Annotated in this window: 16 protein-coding genes; 15 read left to right on the forward strand and 1 reads right to left on the reverse strand. The window is 63.6% G+C overall.

The genetic code is table 11. The features are described 5' to 3' along the window. The first annotated feature begins 68 nt into the window (after positions 1-68). The 8 genes from AC07VF_RS12190 (at position 69) to AC07VF_RS12225 (ending at position 9,514) form a co-directional block, all read left to right on the forward strand. Positions 69-1,235, forward strand: coding sequence for a DUF2314 domain-containing protein (locus tag AC07VF_RS12190; RefSeq protein ID WP_495009470.1), 1,167 nt, complete (start codon positions 69-71; stop codon positions 1,233-1,235). A 367-nt stretch (positions 1,236-1,602) separates the two neighbouring features. After that, the gene (locus AC07VF_RS12195) at positions 1,603-2,763 is read left to right on the forward strand and encodes a transporter substrate-binding protein (protein ID WP_495009469.1); all 1,161 of its coding nucleotides are present in this window, start codon (positions 1,603-1,605) and stop codon (positions 2,761-2,763) included. Continuing rightward, a complete protein-coding gene (locus AC07VF_RS12200) occupies positions 2,760-3,344 on the forward strand; it encodes an ANTAR domain-containing response regulator (RefSeq protein ID WP_192172588.1) in 585 nt (194 codons plus the stop codon). Before AC07VF_RS12195 ends, AC07VF_RS12200 begins: the two co-directional genes overlap by 4 nt. Further along, positions 3,341-4,189 carry an ABC transporter permease gene (locus AC07VF_RS12205; RefSeq protein ID WP_192172587.1) on the forward strand — a complete coding sequence of 283 codons (849 nt, stop codon included), beginning with the start codon at positions 3,341-3,343 and terminating at the stop codon, positions 4,187-4,189. The genes AC07VF_RS12200 and AC07VF_RS12205 overlap by 4 nt, the downstream gene beginning before the upstream one ends. Continuing rightward, positions 4,189-5,115, forward strand: a complete 927-nt coding sequence (locus AC07VF_RS12210) for an ABC transporter permease (RefSeq protein ID WP_065988863.1) — start codon at positions 4,189-4,191, stop codon at positions 5,113-5,115. Before AC07VF_RS12205 ends, AC07VF_RS12210 begins: the two co-directional genes overlap by 1 nt. 26 nt (positions 5,116-5,141) lie before the next feature. Further along, positions 5,142-6,749: an ABC transporter substrate-binding protein gene (locus AC07VF_RS12215; RefSeq protein WP_495009468.1), complete on the forward strand. Its 1,608-nt coding sequence runs from the start codon at positions 5,142-5,144 to the stop codon at positions 6,747-6,749. 78 nt (positions 6,750-6,827) lie between these two features. After that, positions 6,828-7,775 (forward strand): acetamidase/formamidase family protein, encoded by a 948-nt coding sequence (locus AC07VF_RS12220; RefSeq protein WP_346629024.1) that lies wholly within the window; start codon positions 6,828-6,830, stop codon positions 7,773-7,775. After that, a complete protein-coding gene (locus AC07VF_RS12225) occupies positions 7,772-9,514 on the forward strand; it encodes an ABC transporter ATP-binding protein (protein WP_495009467.1) in 1,743 nt (580 codons plus the stop codon). Before AC07VF_RS12220 ends, AC07VF_RS12225 begins: the two co-directional genes overlap by 4 nt. 16 nt (positions 9,515-9,530) lie before the next feature. On the opposite strand, the gene AC07VF_RS12230 is transcribed toward AC07VF_RS12225, so the two are convergent. Then, positions 9,531-10,082, reverse strand: a complete 552-nt coding sequence (locus tag AC07VF_RS12230) for a cytochrome b (protein WP_495009466.1) — start codon at positions 10,080-10,082, stop codon at positions 9,531-9,533. Positions 10,083-10,272: 190 nt separating this feature from the next. On the opposite strand from AC07VF_RS12230, the gene AC07VF_RS12235 reads away from it, so the two are divergent. Genes AC07VF_RS12235 through AC07VF_RS12265 form a run of 7 tightly spaced genes read left to right on the forward strand, consistent with a single transcriptional unit; the run spans position 10,273 to position 16,632 of the window. Further along, on the forward strand, positions 10,273-10,995 hold the full coding sequence (locus AC07VF_RS12235) for a thermostable hemolysin (RefSeq protein ID WP_495009465.1): 723 nt from the start codon (positions 10,273-10,275) through the stop codon (positions 10,993-10,995). Further along, positions 10,985-12,466: an AMP-binding protein gene (locus tag AC07VF_RS12240; protein WP_495009464.1), complete on the forward strand. Its 1,482-nt coding sequence runs from the start codon at positions 10,985-10,987 to the stop codon at positions 12,464-12,466. The genes AC07VF_RS12235 and AC07VF_RS12240 overlap by 11 nt, the downstream gene beginning before the upstream one ends. Next, on the forward strand, positions 12,463-13,152 hold the full coding sequence (locus AC07VF_RS12245) for an iron-containing redox enzyme family protein (protein ID WP_495009463.1): 690 nt from the start codon (positions 12,463-12,465) through the stop codon (positions 13,150-13,152). Before AC07VF_RS12240 ends, AC07VF_RS12245 begins: the two co-directional genes overlap by 4 nt. After that, positions 13,139-13,948 carry an SDR family oxidoreductase gene (locus AC07VF_RS12250; protein WP_282368413.1) on the forward strand — a complete coding sequence of 270 codons (810 nt, stop codon included), beginning with the start codon at positions 13,139-13,141 and terminating at the stop codon, positions 13,946-13,948. The genes AC07VF_RS12245 and AC07VF_RS12250 overlap by 14 nt, the downstream gene beginning before the upstream one ends. Then, positions 13,945-14,586 carry a tetratricopeptide repeat protein gene (locus AC07VF_RS12255; protein ID WP_346629019.1) on the forward strand — a complete coding sequence of 214 codons (642 nt, stop codon included), beginning with the start codon at positions 13,945-13,947 and terminating at the stop codon, positions 14,584-14,586. The genes AC07VF_RS12250 and AC07VF_RS12255 overlap by 4 nt, the downstream gene beginning before the upstream one ends. 10 nt (positions 14,587-14,596) lie before the next feature. Then, on the forward strand, positions 14,597-15,259 hold the full coding sequence (locus AC07VF_RS12260) for a response regulator (RefSeq protein ID WP_133770422.1): 663 nt from the start codon (positions 14,597-14,599) through the stop codon (positions 15,257-15,259). Beyond that, positions 15,256-16,632 (forward strand): ATP-binding protein, encoded by a 1,377-nt coding sequence (locus AC07VF_RS12265; protein WP_282368419.1) that lies wholly within the window; start codon positions 15,256-15,258, stop codon positions 16,630-16,632. The genes AC07VF_RS12260 and AC07VF_RS12265 overlap by 4 nt, the downstream gene beginning before the upstream one ends. Positions 16,633-16,652 lie beyond the last annotated feature (20 nt).

A 16,652-nucleotide genomic window follows, 5' to 3' on the forward strand; every position in this document is an offset into this window, starting at 1 on the left:
CCGCCCACACCATGAATGATGGCTCATGGTAGATCATTATGCAGATTGACAGAGGGAACGACTCACTTATGACCGGACAGATCATCTACAGCGTGAAAGGCGAGAGCGACGAACTCAAGGCGGCGGTCGCCAGCGCCCAGGCCACCTTCAAGTTCTTTTGGCGCGAGCTGTTTTGGGAGGCACGCAGAATCGTCAAAAGCCTCGACATGGCAGCGGTCAAGATGTCCTTCGTGCTGGACGCCGACGACCCCGACATCCCTGCCGTCGAAAACATGTGGGTCACCGACATCGAGTTTGACGGGGAGTCCATCAGCGGTGTGCTGATGAATGAACCTCGCTGGTTCACCTCACTGAAGGCGTCCGACCCGGTGACGCTGCCGCTGGCGGCCCTCAACGACTGGATGTACGTCCGCGGCGGGCATGTCTACGGCGGCTTCACGGTCGATGCGCTGCGCAGCGGGATGTCCACCGAGGAGCGCGACGCCCATGACCGGGCCTGGGGCCTGGATTTCGGAAAAGCCGGCAGCGTTGAAGTGGTGCCCGTTGAAGAAGGCCAGACGCCGCGACTGCTGTCCCGGAATCTGGACCGTGCGCAAGATCGACAGACCCTGGCCGCCCTGGAACGTAGCGAGCACCCGATGGCGCTGAACATGCGCGACAAGGTCGAAGAAGGGTTGCGCCAGCATCCGGAAGTGATCCGGGAACCGGACGCCGGCGGATGGCTGCTCCTGCACCGCGAAGTGCTGGCGGGCAATGACACGGTGGTTCGTGCACTGCTGCGCCACGGTGCAGATCCGCTCACATCCAACTGCAACGGCCAGACCTCGTTGGCACTGGCACGCGCCGCAGGATGGCCCCGAATCGTGGATCTGCTTGAGGGAAAGGACACCGACTACCAGGGTCCGGTCGAGTCCGGAGGTTTTCCTGTCTGGCCAATCGCCCTGGCGCTGATTGCGGCGGCGCTCGCATGGCTTTATTACTTGGTGATCGAACCCGTACGCGCGGCGGCCGCCGGTCTTAGCAACCAGATCCCGGGCCCGATCAACTATGCGGCTGCGTTGCTGATACTCGGTTTCGGCTTGGCGGGCATGGGCCCCTGGTACTACCGATTGCGCCTGCGCACCCCGAAAGCGGTCGGTAGTGACGTGGCGCGACCGACACCTAAAAAACCATACCGCCTGAGACATCGAGCGGAGCCGTACCCACGTCTCACGGAAACTGCGCGCGTTCATTGATTTCATGAAAGCTCGATTGAACGCCTGAGCAGGCTGCACGCCCTTTCTACGGGTCCGGGTCTGGCCGGGATATAGGACCGGCTTCAGCCGGGAAGGCGTCAGGTGCCACACCGCATCCGCCCTGCTCCCCTTTGAGGCTCTTCATCACCGAGCGCCCCACTGCGGAGCAATGCTGTGCAGACCACTGCCAGCGAAGGCCATCAATACGGGCGGAATTTACTTGGCACGCTTATTTCATGGTCAAAACAAACGGCAAGCCGGACCCTGGTCCTTAAGTCTCGTCTACATACGCGCCTCGAATGCGCCAGGTATCGAAGCCTGATCGACCCCTACCGGGTTGATCGGGCTTTTTTTATGGATGCTGTTCATGCCGAACTTTTTGACTCCCGACCTGCGCCCCACCGTTTACGTCGGCTTCCTGCTCTCGACCGAAGGCACCTACCGACGCATGGGCCGCAGCGCCTTGCTCGGTTTGCAGGACGCGCTGGCCGAAGTCAACGCCGACACCCGGCGCCGCGTGCAACTGGAGGCCATTTGCGTGGACCCCCAAGGCGATCCGGCCGCCTACAGCAGTGGCGTCGCGCAGCTGCTGGGTGCGGGCGTCCGGCACATCTTCGGCACCACGCTGTCGGCGAGCCGCAAGGAAATCATCCCGGACCTGGACCAGCACGGTGCGCTGCTCTGGTATTCGAGCCCGTACGAAGGCTACGAAAGCAGCGAGAACGTCTTGTACCTCGGCGGATGCCCGAACCAGACGCTGTTGCCGTTGCTGCGCTACGCCCTGAGCCAGTTCGGTCGGCGGGCGTTTCTGCTCGGCTCCAACTACGTCTGGGGCTGGGAAAGCAACCGCATTGCCCGGGAGGTGCTGGAAGCCAACGGCGCTGAAGTGCTCGGGGAAAAGTACTGGCACCTGGGCGCGACTGGCTTCGACACGCTGATCGAAGGGCTGATTCAGGATCCGCCCGCGTTCGTGCTCAACAACCTGGTGGGGGAATCGTCCTACGGGTTTCTGCAGCAGCTGGATCGGGCCTGTGAGCGCCAAGGTCTGCGCCTGCCGGTGCTCAGCTGCAACCTGACCGAAGCGGAGCTCGATGGGGTCGGCCCGATGCAGGCGCTGCGGCTGCTGTCCTGCGGGCCGTTTTTTGAAACGCTTGACCCGGCGTTCTGCGAGGGCCAGCAGCGCCATGGCCCGCGCACCTGCTCGCATTACTACACCAGCGCCTACACGTCGCTACGGGTGTTCGCCGACGCTTTGCACGCCAGCAAGGATGCGTCGCCCAAGGCGATTTGCGAGCACCTCTACGGCCACCCGGTTGCCAGCGTGCTCGGCACCGTCAGTCTGTCGGCGCGCAATCATCACAGCGCGCTGGCCAGTCATATCGCTGAACTGCGCGATGGACGCTTCCAGGTTGTGCAGTCGGCGCCTCACCCCATTGCCGCCGACCCTTATCTCACTGTTACGGATGTACACGCCGATGGGGTCGACCGACACGCCACCCCGGCACCGCGCTTGAGGATCGTCAAATGAACACACGCGCCTTTCCTGCTTTCGACCAGGGTCACTTGCTGCTGATCGACTGCGATGAACGCAGTCAGGCCAATCTGGGCAAGAGCCTTCAACGCCTGGGTATCCACTCGCAAGCGCTGGATCACGATGGACCGTGTGACACCCAAGGCTGTTTCGCGGCGATCCTTGAAATCGAACATTTCGCCAGCCCCCTCGCCGTTGAGGCGCTGAATGCGGCCAGCATTCCCATCGTTGCGCTGACGGCCCACGAAACCCTGTCGCAGATCCAGCGGGCGCTGCAGCTTGGCGCCACGGCATTGCTCAACAAACCCATCAGCCAGGGCTCGGTGTACACCACGCTGATGATGGCGGTGGGATTGCGCGAGCGGCAGCGCGCCGATGCCGAACGGCTCAACGATTTGCAACAGCGCCTGGCACTGCGTCCGCTCATGGCCCAGGCCCTGGCGCGCTTGATGGTGACCCAGCGCATCAATGAGGCGACGGCTTACGAGCGTTTGCGCAGTCTGTCGATGCAGCTCAACCGGCCGATCGAAACGCTGTGCGTCGACCTCCTCGCGGCGCGGGACGAGGACCGCGCATGAACACCCTCAAGGCCCTGTTGCGTCGACCGGCCGTGGCGGTTTCGCTGCTGTTTATCGTCACCGTGGTGCTGCTCGCGGCGCTGGCCCCGTGGATAAGCCCCTTCGACCCGGACGAGCAATTCGTCGAAGGCCTGACCCTGGAAGGCGCACCGATGGCCCCGGCGACGCCGTACTGGATGGGCACCGATCTGCTCGGCCGTGACCTGCTGTCGCGGTTGATTTTCGGCGCGCGCACCTCGCTGTTCATTGGCGTGCTGGCCAACGGGCTGGCGGTGCTGATCGGCACACTTGTGGGCCTGACCGCCGGCTTTGTGCGCGGCTGGCTCGGCAGCGCGTTGATGCGCCTGACCGACTTGATGATGGCCTTCCCCGCCCTGCTGCTGGCGATTGCCCTGTCGGCGATTTTCCAGCCCAGCGTGTGGATCGTTGCCATGGTCATCGCGATGGTCAACTGGGTGCAGATCGCCCGGGTGATTTACGCGGAAACCGTGGCGCTGAGTGCGCGGGATTTCGTCGCCGTAGAGCGCACCCTCGGCGCCAGTTCCCTGCGCATCCTGTTCTCCCATCTGTTGCCCCATCTGCTGCCGACCATTCTGGTGTGGGCGACGCTGGGCATTTCCACCACCGTTTTGCTGGAAGCCACCTTGTCGTACCTGGGCGTGGGCGTGCAGCCACCGACGCCGAGCTGGGGCAACATCATTTTCGAGAGCCAGACGTACTTCACCTCCGCGCCTTGGCTGGTATTCATTCCGGGCGCGGCGATCATCCTCTTGTCTCTGGCGTTCAACCTGGTCGGCGACGCCCTGCGCGACGAACTCGACCCCACACTCAAGGGGCGTCGCTGATGCTGCCGTTCATTTGCCGCCGGGTCGGTTACGCGCTGCTGATTCTGCTCGGCGTGACCTTCATCACCTACCTGTTGCTGTTCCTGCTGCCTGCCGACCCGGCGCGGCAAATCGCCGGGCGCAGCGCGACCCCTGAAGTGGTCGCGGCGATTCGGGCGCAACTGGGGCTGGACCTGCCCTTCTATCAGCAATACCTGAGTTACCTGGGCAACCTGCTCCACGGCGACCTTGGTCGCTCCTACATCCAGCGCACCGCGGTAAGTGAACTGATCGGCGCGCGACTGCGGCCTTCACTAGAACTGATGGCAGCCGGCATCGGCTTCGAGCTGTTGATCGGCATCAGCCTGGGCATGCTCGCGGCGCTCAAACGCGACAGCTTCGCCGACAAACTGCTCATGGCGTTTTCCTTCGTCGGCGTGTCGGCGCCGCAGTTCATCGCCGCCATGCTGTTTCTGTACTTCTTCGCCGTGCAACTGGGCTGGTTCCCCCTGGGCGGCTATGGCGGCGCCAGCCATTTGATGCTGCCGGCGCTGACCCTCGGGCTGCTCGGCAGTGGCTGGTATTCGCGCATGGTCCGCTCTTCGATGATCGAAGTGCTGCATCAGGATTTCATCCGCACGGCACGGGCCAAGGGCCTGAGCCGGGCGCGGATCGTGTTCGTGCACGTGCTGCCCAACGCGATCGTGCCGGTGATCCCGATGATCGGCATCGACATCGGCGTGTTCATGGGCGGGCTGGTGGTGGTCGAGTCGGTGTTCGGCTGGCCGGGCATCGGTCAGCTCGCCTGGCAGTCGATCCAGCAAGTCGACATCCCGGTCATCGTCGGCGTCACCACGCTGTCGGCGGTGGCCATCGTGCTGGGCAACCTGCTGGCGGATCTGGTGATCCCGCTGGTGGACCCGCGTATCGACATCAAGCAGCACTGAATCCATCAACACAACGGGGCACAACAATGAAGATCAACGCGCTGACCCTGGCCGTGGCGGCCACGCTGTTTACCACGCCACTGTGGGCCGACTCGCCGAAAAGCGGCGGCGATGTGGTGGTGACCTACCAGAACGATGTCGCGACGCTGGACCCGGCGATTGGCTACGACTGGCAGAACTGGTCGATGATCAAAAGCCTGTTCGGCCGCCTGATGGACTACAAACCCGGCACCACCGAGCTGGTGAAAAGCCTCGCCGAGGACTACAGCATTTCCCCGGACGGGCTGGTCTACAGCTTCACCCTGGTCAAGGGCGTGAAATTCCAGAACGGCCGTGAGCTGGTCGCCAATGACGTCAAGTACTCCCTGGAGCGCACCGTCAACCCGAAAACCCAGAGCCCGGGCGCCGGTTTCTTCAGCTCCATTGTCGGTTATGAAGACGTAACCGGCGGCAAGACCACCACCCTCAGCGGCATCAAGGTGGTCGACGACCAACACCTGACCATCACGCTGAGCGCACCGAACGCGACCTTCCTGCACATCATGGCCATCAACTTCGCCTCGGTGGTGCCCAAGGAAGCGGTGGAGCAATGGGGCGCCGACTTCGGCAAACACCCGGTGGGCAGCGGCGCGTTCAGCCTGGCCGAGTGGAAACTGGGGCAGAAGCTCGAACTGGTGAAGAACCCGAATTACTTCCAGAAGGGCCTGCCCTACGTCGACAAGATCACCTTCGAAATCGGCCAGGACCCGACCGTTGCGCTGCTGCGCCTGAACAAGGGCGAAGTGGACATTGCCGGCGACGGCGTGCCACCCGCGCAGTTCCTGCAGTTCAAGAACGACCCGGCCTCCAAACAATTGCTGGTCACCGGCAATCAGTTGCAGACCGGCTACGTGACGCTGAAAACCACCCTGCCGCCGTTCGACAATCTCAAGGTGCGCCAGGCCATCAACATGGCCATCAGCAAGGAACGCATCGTGCGCATCATCAACGGGCGCGCAGTGCCGGCGAACCAACCGCTGCCGCCGGCGATGCCCGGTTATGACACCCAGTACAAGGGCCTGCCCTACGACGTCGAAGGTGCAAAAAAGCTGCTGGCCGACGCCGGTCTGGCCAAGGGTTTCGACACCGAGCTGTACGTGATGAACACCGACCCGCAGCCGCGCATCGCCCAGTCGATCCAACAGGACCTGGCCAAGGTCGGCATCCGCGTGCAGATCAAATCCCTGGCCCAGGCCAACGTGATTGCCGCCGGCAGCTCCAAAGATCAGGCGCCGATGGTGTGGTCCGGCGGCATGGCCTGGATCGCCGACTTCCCGGATCCGTCGAACTTCTACGGCCCGATTCTCGGTTGCACCGGCGCGGTGGAAGGCGGCTGGAACTGGTCGTTGTACTGCAACAAGGCGCTGGATGAACGCGCCGCCAAAGCCGACGCCATGGCCCGCCCGGAACAACAGGCCGAGCGCACCGAGGCCTGGAAGAAGATCTTCACCGACGCCATGGCCGATGCGCCGTGGGTGCCGATCTTCAACGAGCAACGCTTCACCGTGCGTTCCAAGCGCATGGGCGGCGACGACGCGCTGTACGTCGACCCGGTCCACGTGCCGGTCAACTATGACTACATCTGGGTGAAGTGATGTCGCGCTGGCCTGCTCCCGGTAAACGCCGGGTCACAGGCCATCACGCCTTGCCCCTTAGCAACGAGGACCGCACCCATGTGCCAGAACTGCCTGGTCAAGACCATTCACAGCGTCAGCAGCCACTTCGGCTGGGACCGCAGCTTTACCCCGGTCGAGCGCGTGGCGCCCGGCACCACCCTGCAGATGAACTGCCGGGATTCGTCCAACGGCTATTTCACTGCGCAATCGCAAGTGGCCGACGTCAGCGTCATGCCCTTCGACCAGATCAATCCGGTCACCGGACCGATCTACGTCGAGGGTGCCGAACCCGGTGACATCCTGAAAATCACCCTGGACAGCTTCAAGCCCGGCGGCTTCGGCTGGACCGCCAACATCCCCGGCTTCGGCCTGCTCGCCGATCAGTTTCAGGCGCCTGCGTTAGCGCTGTGGCACTACGACACGCAGACCCTCGCCCCCGCCGCCTTCGGTGATTTCGCCAAAGTGCCGCTCAAGCCGTTCGCCGGCACCGTCGGCGTGGCGCCGGCCGAAGCCGGGCTGCATTCCATCGTGCCGCCGCGTCGGGTCGGCGGCAATCTGGACATCCGCGACCTGGCGGCCGGCAGCATCTTGTACCTGCCGGTGGAAGTCGCCGGCGCGCTGTTTTCCATCGGCGATACCCACGCGGCCCAAGGCGATGGCGAGGTCTGCGGCACCGCCATCGAGAGCGCCATGGACGTGGTGGTCAAGCTCGACCTGATCAAGCAAACGCCCTTGGCCACGCCGCGTTTCAGCACCCCAGGCCCAGTGACGGGGCACCTGGACAGCGCCGGCTACGAAGCCTTCACCGGCATCGGCCCGGACCTGATGCAAGCCGCCCGCCAAGCCGTCGCCAACACCATCGACTGGCTGTGCCGCGAGCACCGCATGCCGGCGGAGCAGGCCTATATGCTGTGCTCGGTGTGCGGCGATCTGCGCATCAGCGAAATCGTCGACCTGCCGAACTGGGTGGTGTCGTTCTATTTTCCGAAAGTGGTGTTCCAGTGAAGCCAGCCGAGCAGCCGAGTCTGTCGGTGGAGCGGTTGAGCATCGACGTCGGTGGCGGCGCGTCACGGCGTCGGGTGGTCGATGAGTTGAGTTTCGCCCTCTATCCCCGCCGCACCCTGTGCATCGCCGGCGAATCCGGCAGCGGCAAATCGCTGTCGTCCCTGGCGATCATGGGCCTGTTGCCCAAGGCGGCCAGTGTTCCCGGTGGCGCGATCCTGTTCGACAACCGCGACCTGCTGAGTCTGCCGGAGCGAGAGCTGCAACGCCTGCGCGGCAAGCGCATCGGCATGATCTTTCAGGAACCGATGACGTCGCTGAACCCGCTGCTGACCGTCGGCCAACAACTGGCGGAAACCCTGCGCCGGCATGAGGCGTTGAGTCGCAGCGAGATTCACCAGCGCTGCCGGGCCATGCTCGACGCCGTGCGCATGCCCCAGGTCGACAAACGCCTGACCCAGTACCCCCATGAGTTATCGGGCGGCATGCGCCAGCGGGTGATGATCGCCATGGCGATGCTCTGTCAGCCGGAAATCCTCATCGCCGACGAGCCCACCACCGCGCTCGATGTGACGATTCAGGCGCAGATTCTTGAGCTGATGCGCGAGTTGCAGCAGCAGTTCGCGACCAGCCTTTTACTCATCACCCACGACATGGGCGTGGTCGCCGAAATGGCCGATGAAGTGGTGGTGATGAATCAGGGCCGCATGGAAGAGCGCGGATCGTTGCACCAGGTGTTCACCGACGCGCAAGCGCCTTACACGCGCAAATTATTGGCCGCGGTGCCGGTACTGGGCAGCGCGCCGCCGCCTGATGTCATGAAGGAACAGCCGGTGGTGCTCGCCGTCAAGGACCTTAGCGTGCGCTTTCCTCTGCGCCACGGCTGGTTCGAAACGCCGCGCACGGTGCATGCGGTCGAGGGCGTGAGTTTCGAGCTGCGTCAGGGCGAAACCCTGGGGCTGGTCGGCGAAAGCGGGTGCGGCAAATCCACCACCGGCAAAGCCCTGATGAACATGCTCAGCTACCAGGGCAGCGTCAAATTGCTCGGGCAGGAACTCAACGGTTTGCAGGGTGACGCGTTGCAGCGGGTGCGCCGCGACGTGCAGATGGTGTTCCAGGACCCGTATGCGGCGCTCAATCCGCGCAAGACCGTGTTCGATCTGGTGGGCGAGCCGCTGCTGATTCACGACAAGATGCCCGAACTCCAGCGGCGCGAGCGTGTGGCGCAGCTGCTGCAGCAGGTCGACCTGCCACGGGACACCCTTGAACGCTACCCCCATCAGTTTTCCGGCGGGCAACGCCAGCGGATCTGCATCGCCCGGGCATTGGCACTGAACCCCAAAGTCATCATCGCGGACGAATCGGTTTCGGCGCTGGACGTCTCGGTTCAGGCCCAGGTGCTGGAGCTGCTGGAACGGCTGCGCGCCGAGCATGGCCTCAGCTACCTGTTCATCTCCCACGACATGGCCGTGGTCGAACGCATCTGTCACCGCGTGGCAGTGATGTATGGCGGCCGCATCGTCGAAATCGGCGCCCGTGATCAGGTGCTGCACAACCCGCAGCATCCTTACACCCGACGTTTGCTGGCGGCAGTGCCGGTGCCGGAAGTGGGCCGGCGCCGGGATTTCAAGAGCTTGCTCAAGGAGCTGGAACGGCCCGATCCGATCAAGACAAAGGACTTCGTCGCGCCGGTGCAGCGGTTTTCGGCGGTGGCGGCAGATCACTGGGTCGCGGTGGAGTGATAACAGCAGTGACCGCTTAACGCTTTTCGCCCGTCCACGGCAGCATGCGGCGCAGGGTGTTGTCGCGGACAAGGTAATGATGAAAGAGCCCCGCTGCCGCGTGTACGCCGATCAACCAATAGCCCAGATTCCCGGCCCACTCGTGCCAGCCTTTGATTTGTCTGGCCAACTCAGGGTCGACGGACACGGGCGCGGGCAGGAAGAAGCCGAAGTACGGCATCGGCTTGCTACCCGCCGCCAGCATCAGCCAGGCCAGCACCGGTGTCGCGATCATCAGTGCGTACAGCAGCCCATGAAGGAGGTGGGCCATTCCGAGCTGCCAGGTACGAGGGGCCGGCGTGATGGGTGGCGCCTGGTACATCAGCCTGCCCAGCAAACGCAGCCAGACCAGTGCAAATATCGACAGACCGAACATGCCGTGCATGCCTGACAACAGCGAGCGCAACGTGCTTCCTCGAGGGGCGAACCCCTTAAGCTCGATACAGGCGTAAACGCCGACGAACAACGCCAGCATCAACCAGTGCAGGGACATCGACAGTCTGGCGTATCGGTGTGGGGTTGAGATCATGTTGGGGGCGCTCGCTGAGTGGGAGGATGTTGCTGATTTCCGCGCACCTTGAGGCCACTGTCTTAAGGCAGTCTGAAGACGTCGCGCAGGTTGCGAAAACGCCAGGCCAGATGAATTTCTCTACCTTCAGACTTCGTTAAGAATCGACACCGATACTCCACCCCATCACCACTGGGGAGGAGCCACACCCATGCAGGGTCTGGACTGGAATAACCGATTACCACAGCACTCAATGCCGTCCGGTGCGCTGCCTCTGGATTGCCTGCCTATGGGATTCGGCACTGCGCAATCACCGCCCCTCACGCTCAATCGTGCCTTGACTCAGGAGCCACTGCGCGACGCCTACGAGACGTTCATCCAGCATCGCTTTCGCCAGGCCCACAACGCCGAGATCCGTAGCTTCATGCCGGAGCTGTTTGGACTCCACGACAACACAGGCACCCTCTGCGCCGTGGCCGGCGTGCGGGTGGCGACCTCCGGAACGCTGTTCCTGGAGAACTATCTGGATCAGCCTGTCGAGCAGATGATCGAAGCCAGCGCCGGCAGGCCAGTGGACCGTCAGGGCATCGTCGAAGTGGGCAACCTCGCCGCCAGCAACCTGGGCAGCGCGCGACTGAGCATCATCACTGTGACCTGGCTGCTCGCCATGAGCGGCCTGGAATGGGTGGCGTTCACCGGCAACGCCGGACTGGTGAACAGCTTCAATCGCCTCGGCCTGCGCCCCCTCACGCTTTGCGTTGCCGACCCTCTGCGCCTGGGTGACGACAGGCACGCGTGGGGCAATTACTACGATTCTCAACCCAGCGTGCACGTGGGAGACATCCGCGCAGGCTTCCTGCACTTGAGCAGCAGCGGCGTGTTTGAACGCTTCGGATTACCCCTGACACTGGAGGACAGCTGCCATGTCGCCTGAACTGACCGGCTTCCGCCAGCGCATCACTGACCTCGCCGCCGCGCAGCCCGATGCGTGTGCACTGTGGGGCGATGACCTGAAATTGAGCTATGCCGAGCTGGACGCAGAAATTAATCTGCGTCAGGAAAGGCTCAAGGACCTGGACGCCCGGGTCGTGGCCCTCGCCCTTGAGAATGGCCCGGACCTGCTGATCTGGGACCTGGCGATTCTGTTCGCAGGCCTGGCCTGTGTGACGCTGCCGCCGTTCTTCAGCGCCGCCCAGCGCCGTCATTGCCTGGAGCAGAGTCAGGCCGACGTGGTCATTGCTGACGACAGCTACTTTAGTGAACTCGCGCCCTCGGCATTCCGTCATGAGGAGGGATTCTGGCGGCGCGTGAACCGTCAGCCGTCGCCCCTGCCCGTCGGGACGGCAAAGCTCACCTTTACGTCTGGCACGACCGGCACCCCCAAAGGTGTCTGCCTGGACGCCGCAAGCGTACTCGCCGTGGCATTCGAGCTGCAGCGCGCCAGCGAATCTCGCCAGCCCGCCCACCACCTTTCACTCTTGCCTCTGGCGATCCTGCTTGAAAACGTTGGCTGCTACGCCGCGCTTTACGCCGGGGCCATGCTGAGTCTGCCGAGTCAGCGAACCCTGGGCATACAAGGGGCGAGTGGCGTGGAGTTGCCGCGCCTGCTGTCGACGTTGGCGGTGCGCCAGCCCCACAGCATGATCCTGGTCCCACAGCTGTTGCTGCTGCTGGTCAGCGCTTGCGAGATGAACGCGTTTAACCCGGCAGCGTTGCGTTTCATCGCAGTGGGCGGCGCCAAGGTCACCCATGAACTCTTGCTGCGCGCCGAAGCCCTCGGCATTCCGGTGTACGAAGGCTACGGCCTGTCGGAGTGCGCGTCGGTCGTGGCCCTCAACCGCCCCGACGTCCACCATCCCGGCAGCGTCGGCAAACCCTTGCCCCATGTGCAGATACGCCTGGCCGAAGACGGCGAGGTCCTGATTGGCGGGTCGCGGATGCTGGGCTATCTCGGCGACGCGGAACCCACACCCGAGTGGTGGCCGAGCGGTGATCTCGGCGAATTCGACGCCAACGGCTATCTCTACCTTCACGGCCGCAAGAAGCATCAGTTCGTGACCAGCTATGGTCGCAACGTCAACCCTGAGTGGGTCGAGGCCGAACTGACCCAACGCGGTCGGATCGCTCAGGCGTTTGTCTACGGCGAAGCCCTGCCTCGCAATCATGCGCTGCTGTGGCCACTGCGCCCGGACACCACCGACGCGCAAATACACAGCGCTGTCGCCCAGGCCAACCAGGCGCTGCCCGACTACGCACGCGTCCACAACTGGACGCGTCTCGATCAGCCTTTCACCACCGCCAACGGCATGGCCACCGCCAACGGCCGACCCCGGCGCGACGCCATTCTGGCGAATTATCGACATCTGTTCACTGAGCCCACGCGAGCAAAGGACCTTCAATCATGAGTTTTTTCGAAACCCTGCAAGACGCCACCCGCACCGAGCGCGAGACCTTGTTCAATCTGCCCGTCATCCATGAGGCGCTGCACGGTGAGGTCTCGCTGGAGAGCTATCGCGCCTTCCTGACCCAGGCCTACTACCACGTGCGGCACACCGTGCCATTGATGATGGCCTGTGGCGCGCGCCTGCCTGCCCGGCTGGAATGGCTGCGTGGCGCGGTCTGCGAGTACATTGAGGACGAATACGGCCACGAGCAGTGGATCCTCAACGACCTGCGCGCCTGCGGTGGCGACGCCGATGCCGTGCGTGACGGCACGCCCGGTCTGCCCATCGAGCTCATGGTCGCGTACCTCTACGATCTCATCGCGCGGGGCAACCCGGTGGGACTGTTCGGCATGGTCAACGTGCTGGAAGGCACCAGCATCGCCCTGGCGACCCATGCCGCCGGCAGCATTCAGCAGCGCCTGGCACTCCCGGCCACTGCGTTCAGTTACCTGAGTTCCCATGGCAGCCTCGATGTCGGCCACATGGAGACCTACCGCGCGCTGATGGACCGTCTCGAAGATCCGGAGGATCAGGCGGCCGTGATCAAGGCCTCGAAAGTGGTATACGGCTTGTACACCGAGATGTTCCGTCAGTTGCCCCTCGTACACGCCGAACCCGTGAAGGAACTCGCCCATGCGTCTGTCTGAAACCCGCGTCGTCCTGACCGGGGCCAGTGGCGGCATCGGCATGGCCATTGCCCAGGCGCTGTGCAGCCATGGCGCCGAAGTGCTCGCCGTCTGCCGTCATCAGGAGCCGCTGTTGCCATTGCAACAGCAGTACCCGCATCTGTTGCACTGGGTGAAGGCCGATCTGACCACCGCCGAAGGTCGTCAGCACGTACTGATGACCGCGCAGGCGATGGAAGGGGTCAACCTGCTGATCAACGCCGCCGGCATCAATCATTTCGCCATGCTGGAACAGTTGCCTGGGCCCGAGATCGATTCGATGCTCGACATCAACCTGAACGCGCCGATTCAGCTCACCAGCCTGTTATTACCGCTGCTGCGCCAGGCCAGCCGCGCCATGGTGGTGAACGTCGGTTCGACCTATGGCTCGATCGGCTATGCCGGTTACGCCACGTATTGCGCGAGCAAGTTTGCGCTGCGGGGGTTTTCCGAAGCCCTGCGCCGTGAGCTGGCGGATACGCGGGTCGGCGTGTTGTACGTCGCCCCGCGCGCCACCCGCACGACGATGAACAGTCCCGCCGCGCGCGCGCTCAACTCTGCACTGAAAACCGCCGAGGACGATCCGCAGACGGTCGCCGCCGCCGTTGTCCGTGCGATCGTGGGTAATCAGCGCGAGCTTTATATGGGCTGGCCAGAACAGTTCTTCGTCCGCCTCAACAGCCTGCTGCCCGCCGTGGTGGACCGTGGGCTGCGCAAGCACTTGCCCCTCATTCGCCGACTCAGCAGCGCCCCCTTCGACAAGAGCACCAAACCATGAAACGTCTACTCGTCGTACTGCTCGCCACACTCGCCCTGCCCGTGTGGGCACTGGATGCCCCTGACCAGCAACGCCTGACCGGGATTCAGCAGGAGTGGGCGCGAATTCAATACCAGTTGCCGGACGATCAGCGCGTTGCTGCATTCGAACAGTTGGCCGCCAAGTCCTCCGCTTTTACCCAGCAGCGTCCCGCCGTCGCCGAGGCATGGATCTGGTCGGGCATTGTCACCAGCAGTTGGGCCGGTGCCCAGGGCGGGCTCGGTGCGTTGACCAAGGTGAAAACCGCGAAAGCCGATCTCGAAAAAGCCATGACGCTGGACCCCAATGCCTTGCAAGGCTCCGCCTACGCCAGCCTGGCAGCGCTTTATGATCGCGTGCCGGGATGGCCGATCGGGTTCGGCGACCCGGATAAGGCACAAGGACTGCTGGAGCAGGCGCTGAAGCTCAATCCTGACGGCATCGATCCGCTTTATTTCTGGGGCGATCATCTCTACCGCCAGGGCCACTACGCTCAGGCGAAGGAAGCGCTGGAAAAGGCTTTGCTCGCCGCACCCCGCCCCGGCCGCGAAGTGGCGGACAGTGGACGCCGTAAAGATATCCAGCTATTGCTGGTGGACGTAAACAAGAAACTGAAATGACGGAGCATTCATGCGTTTGCTGCTGGTTGAAGACGATGTTGCCCTCGGCGAGGGCATTCATCAGGCGTTGAGTCGCGAAGGCTACACGGTGGACTGGGTGAAAGATGGCGCCAGCGCCCTCCATGCCTTGTTGAGCGAAGTCTTCGACCTGGCCATTCTCGATCTCGGATTGCCCAGGCTGGACGGCCTGGCGGTGTTGCGGCGCCTGCGGGAAAGCGGCTCGGCGCTGCCGGTGCTGATCCTGACGGCACGGGACGCCACCGAGGACCGGATTGCCGGCCTCGACGCGGGGGCCGACGACTACTTGATAAAGCCCTTCGACCTGTCAGAACTCAAGGCCCGCCTGCGGGCGCTGTTGCGGCGCAGTGCCGGGCGCGCGCGGGTCACGATCGAGCACGCGGGCATCCGCCTGGACCCGGCCACCCAGCAAGTCAGTTACAAGAACGAACCCGTCGCCCTCACCCCCAAGGAATACCAGCTGTTGTACGAACTGCTCTCGCCACCGGGCCGGGTGATGACCCGCGAACGCTTGATGCAGTTGCTGTACGGCTGGAACGAAGAAGCAGAGAGCAACACCCTCGAAGTGCACATCCATCACCTGCGCAAGAAGTTCTCCAGCGAGCTGATCCGCACCGTGCGCGGCGTCGGCTACCTGGTGGAGGATCGCCCGTGACGTCGATCCGCCGCCGCACGCTGACCCTGATCCTCGGACTGGTGCTGATCGGGCTGTTGATCCTGACGCTGGTCAACCTCCATGACAGCAACCACGAAATCGCCGAAGTCTACGATGCCCAGCTCGCCACCAATGCCCGGTTGCTGCAGGGCGTGATGCGCATGCCTCTGGCGCGGCAGGAGCACGCGCAGTTATACCAGGCGTTCAATGAGGCCCTGGCTCAGGCCGAACCCCGAATCGACGGCCACCCCTACGAGAGCAAAATCGCCTTTCAGGTCTGGGACCTTCAAGGCCGGCTGCTGGTGCACACCCCCAGCGCGCCGAGCCTGACCCGTGCGCCGCAGTACAACGGCTTCAGCGACATCAATGATCTGGGCAAACATGAGTGGCGCACCTTCGTGCTCAGGGACGAGCAACACGACCTGCTGATATGGGTCGGCGAGCGCGACGACGTGCGCTCGGACCTGGTCAACCGCATCGTTCGCCACACGGTGATCCCCAATCTGATCGGCAGCCTGCTGCTGATGGGCGCGATCTGGCTGGCCATTGGCTGGGGACTCAAGCCGCTGGCCGATCTGGCCGCCACGCTGCGCGGTCGTCATCCGGGCTCCCTCGAACCCTTGCAACTGGCCCCGCTGCCCAGCGAGCTGGAGCCCATGCAAGCGGCCCTGAACAGATTGCTTGGACAGATTCAGGAGGTGCTGAGCCGCGAACGGCGCTTCATCGCCGACGCCGCGCATGAAATGCGCACCCCGCTGGCGGTGCTGCGTGTGCATGCGCAAAACGTGCTGGAGGCACACGATGAGGCACAGCGCGACCAGTCCCTGAGTTACCTCATCGTCGGCGTCGACCGCACGACACGGCTGGTCAATCAGTTGCTGACCGTCGCCCGGCTGGAACCCGGTGCAGGGGCCGTTCTCACCCGCAACGCCGATATCGTCGCGGCCGTACGCGAGAGCCTGGTGCAAATGACGCCGTGGGTATTGAGCCGGGGGCTGGAGTTGGTGTTCGACTGCGATGAACCTTCCCTGATGGTAAGAACCGATTTCGCCGCCATCGACATTGCCCTGCAAAACCTGGTCACCAATGCGGTCAATTTTTCGCCCTTGAACGGTCAGGTGGTCGTCACCCTGGGGGTGAGCAATGGCTATTTCCAGCTCAGCGTGGCGGACGAGGGACCCGGCATTGACGAAGCCGAACGGGAGCGTCTTTTCGAGCGGTTCTACAGTCGCGGCAACGATCAGGGGGCCGGGCTGGGGCTGACCATCGTGCAATCGATTGCACGACGCCTCGGCGGTGAAATCACGCTGGAGAACCGGGCAGCAAAAGGCCTGCGCGCGACGCTATGTGCGCCAGCGAACAGACAGCCCTGAGAAAGCGTACTCACACTGTC

It is taken from the genome of Pseudomonas sp. GW821-FHT02H06, assembly GCF_059421525.1.